The following is a 1,529-nucleotide window of genomic DNA, read 5'->3' as shown; positions in this document are numbered from 1 at the left end:
CCTCCACGACGGCCTCACCGCGATCCCGGTCCTCGACGCCCCCACGGTCACCACGGTCATCGCCTGGCCGCCCCACACCCGCTCCCGCCCCATCGCAGCCCTCGTCCGGACCGCGACCCGCCTCTAGGACGTCGTGGCCGGCACGGGCAGCGGGGCGACCTCGCGGGCGAAGAAGGCTTCGTACTCCTCCGCGCGGGCGTAGAGGGTGTCGAAGCCCGCGGAGGTCTCCGCGATCAGCGCGGTGTCGGTGAAGCGGTTGGCGCCGTCCGCGTTGCCGTCGGCGTCGTACTTCACCTCGAACATGACGACGTCGCCCAGGACGACCACTTCGGGGGGACGGGGTGCCGCTGCTCGATGTCGGCGATGGTGCGGGCGTCGAGCGCCCGGATCGGATCGCCCACCTGGCTGCGTGCCCGCAGGACGTGCAACTCCCATTGCAGGTAAGGCGTCAGCGGGAATTCCACCACCCGCAGCCGCCGCTGCAAGACCCCGAGGCGCCGCGCCTCCCGCACCTGCTCGGCGTAGCTGCCGCGCCGCTCCTCGATGAGCCCGATCGCCGCTTCCCATTCTCCGGCGGCGAACGCCTCCCAACTGGCGAATCCGCGCTCTTTGAAGTGCTGGCCGCGCTCCAGTTTGTTCATATGCCGGATTCCGCTCGAAAAGATCCGGTAGAACTCCTCGTGGTACGCGGGTCGGTCGAGTCGCTCGGGCCTGGCGGCGGCGAAGGAGTCAAACACCAGGGATGTCCGGCTTCGCCGCGACGAGCATGCTCCTCGGGATCACCACCAGGCGCTCGTCCGCCCCCAGCGAGACCCCGGCCGGCAGTCGCCTGCCGAGTGACGCGGACAGGTCCCGGCCGATCACGGCGATGTCGCCGTTCTCCAGCTCCCACAGGTCAGGGCAGTCGGGACTGTCCGAGGTGACGCCCAACTCCTGGGGGGACCTGCCCAACCGCCGCCGAAAACCGGTGTCCGGATCCGCGTCCCATGGCCCTGTCACAGCTGCCCCCTCGGACCGACTTCGACCTGCACATTCCGGCATCGGGCCAACCGTAGCACCGGACCCAAAGGGGCAATATTGTTGCGGATCCGATTCCGAAAGAAACAGGCCATATCGCACTCACAGCCGAATCACCTTACCCCACCTGCGATTTATGCGATCCTATTGAGAGAAAGCACGGCAATCGAACGACTTCGAACGACACGATCAGGAGAGCAGTGGACCCGGAAATCACAGCACTCACGCAAGAAGCCGGCACCACACTGGTCACTCTGATGGCTACGGACACCTGGCAGGCGGTCCGCGGCGCCGTCATCCGGATGTGGCAAGCGCTCCAACCCGACCAAGCAGCCGCGGTCGAGACGGAGTTAACCGCTGATCAGCAGGAGGCCGAGGTCGCCGGCCTGCGCTCCTCCCGCGAGAGCGAGCACACCCTCGCCGAACTGCGGGCCCAGTGGCAGGGCAGGTTCAGGCGCATCATCGCCGCCCACCCCGAAGCCGCCGCCGAACTCCGCCGCCTCCTCAAGGAG

4 protein-coding genes and 1 pseudogene are annotated in these 1,529 nt (G+C 68.0%); 2 read left to right on the top strand and 3 right to left on the bottom strand.

Features of this window, described 5'->3' with window-relative positions; genetic code table 11:
* A pseudogene (locus tag AC13HU_RS36990) lies at positions 1–127 on the top strand (LysR family transcriptional regulator); the annotation flags it as partial.
* On the opposite strand, the gene AC13HU_RS36985 reads toward AC13HU_RS36990, so the two are convergent.
* The 3 genes from AC13HU_RS36985 to AC13HU_RS36975 are packed head-to-tail and all read right to left on the bottom strand — an operon-like array spanning position 124 to position 999.
* Positions 124–303, bottom strand: coding sequence for a DUF6879 family protein (locus tag AC13HU_RS36985; protein WP_483046382.1), 180 nt, complete (start codon positions 301–303; stop codon positions 124–126). The pseudogene AC13HU_RS36990 and the gene AC13HU_RS36985 overlap by 4 nt on opposite strands.
* Entirely contained in the window at positions 291–737 is a 447-nt protein-coding gene (locus AC13HU_RS36980; protein WP_483046381.1) for a DUF6879 family protein, read from the bottom strand. Before AC13HU_RS36980 ends, AC13HU_RS36985 begins: the two co-directional genes overlap by 13 nt.
* Positions 730–999 carry a hypothetical protein gene (locus tag AC13HU_RS36975; RefSeq protein WP_483046380.1) on the bottom strand — a complete coding sequence of 90 codons (270 nt, stop codon included), beginning with the start codon at positions 997–999 and terminating at the stop codon, positions 730–732. The genes AC13HU_RS36980 and AC13HU_RS36975 overlap by 8 nt, the downstream gene beginning before the upstream one ends.
* Before the next feature lie 218 nt (positions 1,000–1,217).
* Here AC13HU_RS36975 and AC13HU_RS36970 point away from each other — a divergent pair.
* A partial coding sequence (locus AC13HU_RS36970) for a hypothetical protein (RefSeq protein WP_483046379.1) occupies positions 1,218–1,529 on the top strand: 312 nt, incomplete at its 3' end.

This window comes from Streptomyces sp. NH27 (assembly GCF_056859195.1).
This window is presented reverse-complemented; position numbering and strand designations above follow the sequence as displayed.

Bases quoted from the DNA above. Each gene is read 5' to 3' on its own strand.
- AC13HU_RS36985 (WP_483046382.1), bottom strand. From the start codon at position 303: ATGTTCGAGGTGAAGTACGACGCCGACGGCAACGCGGACGGCGCCAAC.